This window comes from Microcystis sp. 0824, assembly GCF_003112475.1.
Lineage (GTDB): Bacteria > Cyanobacteriota > Cyanobacteriia > Cyanobacteriales > Microcystaceae > Microcystis > Microcystis aeruginosa_C.
In genome coordinates, this window is the sequence record NZ_BDSM01000011.1 from 1 (window position 1) to 7,258 (window position 7,258).

Consider the following 7,258-nt stretch of genomic DNA (forward strand, 5'->3'; position numbering starts at 1 on the left):
TGGCTGAGGTAGAAGTGATTCAATTAGGATTATTTGATCAGGTAAACTTGGTGGAATTTGAGAGCGAAGATTATCCCGACGAAAGATTAATTGCTTGTCGGAATCCCTTCATTGCCCAGAAAAATCAACAACAAAGAGAGGCATTATTAGAGGCAACAGAGAAGGAACTAGATTTGATTGTTCAGGCGACTCAAAGGGAGAAAAGAGCTTTAAAGGGTCAAGATAAGATAGCTTTGAGAGTGGGCAAGGTTCTTAATCAGTTTCAAGTCAATAAATACTATAACTTAGAGATAACAGAAGAAGGTTTTTCCTATCAACGGAAGCTGGAATTAATCGCTCAAGAAACGGCCTTGGATGGTGTGTATGTGTTAAGAACTTCTCTGGAGTCCACCTTGATGGATGCAGCGACGACGGTTAAAGCTTATAAAAGTTTATCTCAAGTGGAGGAGGCATTTCGCTGTTATAAGTCAATTGATTTAAAGGTACGTCCTATCTATCATTATAAGGGTGATAGAGTCAAGGCTCATATCTTTTTATGTATGTTGGCTTATTATGTGGAATGGCATTTAAAACAGTCCTTGGCTCCTTTATTATTTGAGGATGAAGAAATTGATGATAGTTCTCTGAATGTGATTAAAGCCAATCGGAGTGAATCCGCTCAATCTAAAGAGAGAAAAAAACGGAATCAAGAGAACCTCCCTGTGCATAGTTTTCGGACTTTGTTGGAAGACCTGGGGACAATTTGCTTGAATACAGTGGAATGTACGATTAGGGAGGGAAGTTATCGTTTTTCTAAGATAACTCGACCGACTCAACTGCAACAAAAAGCGTTAGATTTATTGGGAGTTTCCCTGATTTGTACCCAGTAACGGGGCGCTGGAAATTCTCTTAATCCCTCCTACAGCAGAGGTTATGGCTTTTTGTCAACGGGGAAGTCCAGTTATACTAAATCCGTTGAGTAACGCACAGAAAACGGGTTTCTCGGAGAAACCTGTTTTCTACTCATGCACTCATGCAAAAAGGGGAATAAATAATCAGTTTTTAATAACCGGATTTAGTATTACTCCTAACCCAATGTTCGACAACGATAAGCAAAAATTATGTATTGAATCCAAAAACTTGAGAATATTTAAATTAACATTCCGCAATATTTACAAATTCTTAAGAATTAATTGAGAAAGATTTTTATTTAACAACGATGTTACGATGGTTACAGCGATTTTACTGGATTTCATAATGGCCTATCTTGTGCTTTTTTGGACAGCAACGCTTGAAACCCTTGCCACAGCTAGAAGGTAATCCTAATCAAGACGGGTAAATGAGTCAATTTCACCCACAACGATGATCTTTTTTTTGTGTAGTTTTATTACAAAAAAAAAGTTTTTTTGACAAAAAGCACAAAGTATGCTGCTGTCAACGGACTTCGTGGGTGTTGAGGGGAGAGAGGAGCGGGGGTGTGGGGAGAATAAAGCTGCCTTTTGCCTCCTGCCTTTTGCCTCCTGCCTTTTGCCTTTTGCCTTTTGCCTCCTGATTATTGATTACTGATCACTGATTACTGATTACTGATTAGGTGTCACCTTATCAATAACCTTGAGAGTCCCGTCATCCTTAACAGTCCAGACATCGTAACTACCGACCACATCGCCATTTTCGTCGATATCCACATTACCACTGGCCCCCTGATAGTTAATATCCTCGCCTTTGCGAATCATTTCCATGGCTTGACAAGCATCGGTTACTTCCGTCCCGGGGCCATTAGCCACCTCACGAATCTTGCTTTGAATCCCTTCACCAGTGTTAGATTTAGCCGCCTCAGCCGCTAACATCAATAAAATCGCCGCGTCCCAAGTATGGGGAACAAAAGCAGTGACATCCTTGCCAGTTTTTTCTTTCCAGAGGCTAGTAAAAGCGCTTAAAGCTTGACCGTCAGCCCCGGGGACAGTGCCTAGGGCGCCGGCAATAATTGACTTACCATCGGTTCCTTTCCCCACCTGTTTGGTGAAATCTTCCGAATAAACCCCATCGGTGAGGAGGACAGTAACTCCTTTGGTCAATCCCTGTTTATAGGCCGCTTGTAGTAATAAACTACCCGTTTCAGCGTAAAGGACTGCCGCTACAGCATCCGGTTGGTTAGCGAAGGCAGCCGCCGCTTCACTATCGAGAGTGGCAGCTTTCGGGTCATAACGGACGGGATTCTGCTTATTAGTGATCGTGCCGCCTAATTTATCGAAAGCACTCACGAATTCCCGCTCAAATCCGACTCCATAATCGTTATTGATCACGACGGTGGCCACATCTTGAAAACCCTTTTTCTTAGCTAGGACCGCTAAAGCTTGAGCTTGGTAGGTGTCTGGGGGAGCCGTCCGCGCCCAAAAACCTTTAAAATCGCCTTTTTTCGCCCTGTCAGTAAATACAGGACTGGTGCTACCCGGAGAGACTAACATAACTTTCTTTCTCACCGCCACATCGACGGCTGCTCCCGATACACTACTGGCAAAGGAACCGATCACACCAGCTACTTTATCCACCTCCGCTAGTTTCGTCATCGCTGAAGCACCGGCGGCGGGATCGGTTTGGTCATCTTCTTTCACCAGGGTGACGGGTTTGCCATTGACTCCACCACAGGCATTGATAGTCTCTACCGCTAGGGCGGCTGCTTCGGGCATATTTTGACCAATAGCGGCTAAATCTCCGGTAATGGGCAGTAATGCTCCTAATTTTAAGCCTTGATCACCGGGGGCAGTGGTGGTGGGACTAGAGGCAGTGTTATCGGGGGTTTGGGCATTATTACAAGCGGTTAAAAAATTAGCTAAGAGGCTGATGCTCAGGGTTAGGGCTAGGGGCGATCGAATATATCTCTGCATGGCAGTAAAATCAAGGATGAGTTAAGGTTGCAAGGCTGAAAAACCCTGACTGGGAAAATTCTAATCGATGTTAGCATTCTCTCCAAATCAAACAGGTTTTCATCTTAATTTAGATATTGATGGAAAAAATGGCTAATTTGTTCGATTTATGCCGTGGGAATTATAAATTATGAATTATGAATTATGAAGTGGGGAGCAGGGAGCGGGGTAGTGGGGATAATAAGTAAAAATAATCTCCTGAATCCTGCCCCACCAACAAACTTTTTCAGTAAACCCCCTTAGGAAGCTTTGGCTAAAACGGTGTTCTGGTTTAAAAACTGAATCGCGGTTTGGTATTGACTATCTTTTTCGGTGCCAATTTCCTCATAGGTGATCGGTTCCTGTGCCACCACTTGATCCGGCATAATTCCTAACTTATGAATATCATGATGGGCAGGAGTTTCATATTTAGCCACGGTAATCGCTAATCCTGCCCCATCGGGTAACTCGAATAGGGACTGAATTAATCCCTTACCAAAAGTCTTTTCTCCCACTAAAACCCCCCGTTGATTGTCCTGTAATGCTCCAGCTAAAATCTCGCTGGCGCTGGCGGTTCCCTGATTGACTAAAACGACTAAAGGCGAGTCGGTTAAAGCATTGCCAGAAGCGGCAAAACTATCGGCAATTCCCTCGCGATTAACCGTATAAACAATCGTTCCCTGATTAATCCACATCCGAGCGATTTCTATGCCAGCTTGCAGTAAACCACCGGGGTTATTTCTTAGATCCAAAATATAACCCTTGGCTCCTTGTTTTTGTAAATTCGTCACTGCTTCCGAGACTTCTTTGGCAGCGTTAGCACTAAATTGATTTAAGCGCACATAACCGATGGGCAAGGAACTAGAATTTTTATCCAAAACCGCCACCACTGGACTTAAAGAAATGCGTTGACGGGTTAAAGATAGGGTTTTTGGTTGACTTTTTTGATAGGGAAGAATGACTAAGGAAACTTCTGTTCCGGCTGTCCCGCGCATTTTGGCTGCTGCTGCATCGAGGGTTAAAGTAGTGGTATCGATGCCATCAATAAACAAAATGCGATCGTGGCTAGTTAAACCAGCGGCCTCAGCAGGAGAACCGGCAAGGGGGGCAACCACTTCTAAGTAACCATTGTCGGGATTGATATTAATTTGCAGTCCTACCCCCGATAATTCCCCCGTGGTGCTAATTTGTAGGTTATGGTATTGATCCGGTCGCAAGAGACGGGTAAAGGGTTCATCGAGAGTGGCTAACATCTGTTCGATCGCATTATAGGCCGCCGTCCGATCGTTGAGGGGTTTTTTGATGAATTGTTCCCGCACCTGCCACCAGTTTTGATGATTAAAGGTGTCATCATAATAGGATTGGTTGACTAATCGCCAAGATTGCAGTAGCAATTTTTGTTCTTCGCTAAAGGCGGCTGCTGTGGGTGTCCATGCCATCCAAGTTAGACAAAACCAAAATCCCACCAATAATCCCGCCCACAACGATTTTTTTCTCATCTTGCTTCTCTTATAAATCCAGTGCTGATCTGCTGATTATTTTCAGTATAGTCTTTTCTCTGAAATCGATTCTTATCTGGTAACTCTTTCCCTTGAAGGCATTCCCATAAAAAAGAGGGTAGTTATGGTTAACTACCCCAAAAAATCCTGCTAAATTGGTGCCATTAAGCGATCGCTTAATTGTTCAGCTACTAGACAGCCACAACTTTTTTGCTGACTTGGGTTAATTGCCCTTTAGCATATTTGGCTGCGTAGTCATCGAGGGACATTTGTTTGATTTTGCTGGCGTTGCCGGCGGTACCAAATTGTTGATAGCGATCGGCACAAACTTTCTGCATGTATGTGATCGAGGGTTTCAGGAAGAAACGGGGATCAAACTCTTTCGGGTTGCTAAATAGCGCTTCCCGAACTGCGGCGGTAATTGCTAAACGGCAATCGGTGTCGATATTGATTTTACGCACACCACTCTTGATGCCTTTTTGGATTTCTTCCACGGGAACACCGTAGGTTTCAGGGATAGCGCCACCGAATTGGTTGATTAATTCGAGGAGATCTTCGGGAACCGAGGAAGAACCGTGCATGACCAAGTGAGTATTGGGTAAGCGGTTATGAATTTCTTCAATGCGGCTAATAGCGAGAATTTCGCCGGTGGGTTTGCGGGTAAATTTGTAAGCGCCGTGGCTAGTACCAATGGCTACTGCTAAAGCATCTACTTGGGTTCTTTCGACGAAATCCACCGCCTCATCGGGATCGGTTAACAGCATCGAGTGATCTAATTCTCCCTCAAAACCGTGACCGTCTTCTGCTTCTCCTTTACCGGTTTCTAGGGAACCTAAACAACCGAGTTCCCCTTCCACACTAGCACCGATCGAGTGGGCAACTTTTACTACTTCAGCAGTAACGTTAACGTTGTACTCGTAGGTGGCGGGAGTTTTAGCATCCGCTTCTAAGGAACCATCCATCATAACACTGGTGAAACCGTTACGGATCGCCGAGTAGCAGGTGGCGGGTTCGTTACCGTGATCTTGGTGCATCACGATGGGGATATGAGGATAGGTTTCCACCGCGGCGGTGATCAGGTGACGCAGGAAGTTTTCCCCTGCATATTTGCGCGCACCGCGAGAAGCTTGTAGGATAACGGGGCTGTCGGTGGCTGCCGCCGCTTGCATGATCGCTTGGATCTGCTCCATATTATTTACGTTAAAAGCGGGGATGCCATATCCGTTCTCAGCCGCGTGATCCAACAATAACCGCATGGGGACGAGTGCCATATCCTTTACTCCTTAATCTATTTCTTGTTTTTTGTCTCTTTAAATTCAAGAAAGTTAATTCTCTTACCTGTTAATCTTAAGATAGTTTTTACACTTTGACGATCCCCAAAAAAAATTTTTCTAGGTTTCGTCCTAAGATGACCACAATCTCCGTTGCGCTGGTCCCTTAAGTAGTTCGTGTGTATTAAATAGCAGCTGGGGAATCGGCAATTTTTCCGGGCAGCGAGGTAAACAATCACCACATTCAGTACAATTATTCGCCTTGCTTCCGGGGAACCAATGACCAGCATTTTCCAGCATTCGATAGCGATACTGGCCAAAATCAGTCATTTCGTAAGCTACTGCCAGATTCCGCAGTCTCAACACTTCGGGGATATTAATATTTTCAGGACAGGGTAAACATTGATAACATTGGCTACATAAATCTGTAGCCAATTTATCGGTTAAATGTGCCTCTAAACGGTTAAAAACGGCAATTTCTGCCGCATCTAAGGGCTGATCTCGTTCGCATACGTTAATAATTGCCTCTAATTCCTCTGGTATCGCTGCCCCGACGCTGAGGGTAGTAATGCGCGGATCGCTCAATAAAAAGCGATAATTTAGCTCTAGGGGTGAAAAAGGGGCGCATAATTCCTCTAGCTTCTTAGGAGGTCTGTGGAGACCACCTCCCTTATCAGCAGGGGAAATAATAAACACACCCATGTCCTTTGCTCTGGCTAAAGCGATCGCCGGTTGCTGTCTTTGCCAAAAAAAATAGTAATGGATATTGACAAAAGCGAAGAAATCTGTATTGATCGTCTCGAGAATAATTTCTAGGGGTGCATGGGTAGAAAAGCCAATATGACCGATTTTTCCGGCTTCTTGGGCCATAAAAACGGCTTTCATGCAGCCTTGCGGGTCTTTAATCCAGTTTAAATGTTCGAGGGTGTTAATACCGTGAATTGCTAGACAATCGAGGTGATTTAATTGTAATCGTTCTAGGGATTCGGCGATCGCTTTTTCCATAGTTTGGCGATCGGGAGTGGGGACCAATTTCGTGGTCAGATAAACCCGCTCCCGCACTCCTTGACGCTGCAGATAGCGACCGAGAAAAACTTCGCTATTACCGTAACCTCTGGCCGTTTCTAGGTGATTAATCCCCAATTCTAAGGCGCGATCGAGTGTTGCGGCAAATACCGACTCTGAGGACAAACAGCGCATTGTCCCCAGGGAAAACAGCGAAAATTGCCAATTAGTGCGGCCAAATCGTCGATAACGCATTGATTCAGTTATCAGTTATCAGTTATCAGTTACCAGTTACCAGTTGCCAGTTACCAGTTAAGTAGGTAGGTATTAGACCTCGACCTAATTTAATTAAATCACAATAATAGGATAATTAGGGGTCGAGAAGGTCGTCACCGACCTCCCCTCCCATTCAGAACCGTGCGTGAGACTTTCACCTCACACGGCTCCTAGTTTGACTGTTCCCTTGTTAAGGATACCGCTTGACTTCTCTGTGGTTGCCTGTGATAATTTCCTTGTGGTTATATCGAGGCTTCCATCGGAAGCTGATTTTTCGTCGTGACAGTGGCGGTGTAGTATTTGAAGGTTTTTATACTCATCCTTT

General features: G+C 44.6%; 5 protein-coding genes and 1 pseudogene. 1 reads left to right on the forward strand and 5 read right to left on the reverse strand.

From position 1 onward, the window contains the following. The coding region (locus N0824_RS04725) for a transposase (RefSeq protein ID WP_146184259.1) at positions 1–869 on the forward strand (869 nt) is incomplete at its 5' end. Positions 870–1,559: 690 nt separating this feature from the next. Here N0824_RS04725 and N0824_RS04730 read toward each other — a convergent pair. From N0824_RS04730 to N0824_RS21840, 5 genes and pseudogenes are all read right to left on the reverse strand, one after another. Next, a complete protein-coding gene (locus N0824_RS04730; RefSeq protein WP_108935911.1) occupies positions 1,560–2,864 on the reverse strand; it encodes an ABC transporter substrate-binding protein in 1,305 nt (434 codons plus the stop codon). Positions 2,865–3,142: 278 nt separating this feature from the next. Next, positions 3,143–4,381, reverse strand: a complete 1,239-nt coding sequence (gene ctpA, locus N0824_RS04735) for a carboxyl-terminal processing protease CtpA (protein ID WP_004160889.1) — start codon at positions 4,379–4,381, stop codon at positions 3,143–3,145. A 191-nt stretch (positions 4,382–4,572) separates the two neighbouring features. After that, positions 4,573–5,652, reverse strand: coding sequence for a class II fructose-bisphosphate aldolase (gene fba / locus N0824_RS04740; RefSeq protein ID WP_002744497.1), 1,080 nt, complete (start codon positions 5,650–5,652; stop codon positions 4,573–4,575). Positions 5,653–5,784: 132 nt separating this feature from the next. After that, complete coding sequence (locus tag N0824_RS04745; RefSeq protein ID WP_108935912.1) at positions 5,785–6,912, reverse strand: aldo/keto reductase; 1,128 nt, start codon at positions 6,910–6,912, stop codon at positions 5,785–5,787. 191 nt (positions 6,913–7,103) lie between these two features. Beyond that, positions 7,104–7,258: pseudogene (locus N0824_RS21840) on the reverse strand (RNA-directed DNA polymerase); the annotation flags it as partial.

What these genes read in the sequence shown, in the direction of transcription:
- fba (WP_002744497.1), bottom strand. Translation starts at nt 5,652, where the DNA reads ATGGCACTCGTCCCCATGCGGTTATTGTTGGATCACGCGGCTGAGAAC.
- N0824_RS04730 (WP_108935911.1), bottom strand. Translation starts at nt 2,864, where the DNA reads ATGCAGAGATATATTCGATCGCCCCTAGCCCTAACCCTGAGCATCAGC.
- ctpA (WP_004160889.1), bottom strand. Translation starts at nt 4,381, where the DNA reads ATGAGAAAAAAATCGTTGTGGGCGGGATTATTGGTGGGATTTTGGTTT.
- N0824_RS04745 (WP_108935912.1), bottom strand. Translation starts at nt 6,912, where the DNA reads ATGCGTTATCGACGATTTGGCCGCACTAATTGGCAATTTTCGCTGTTT.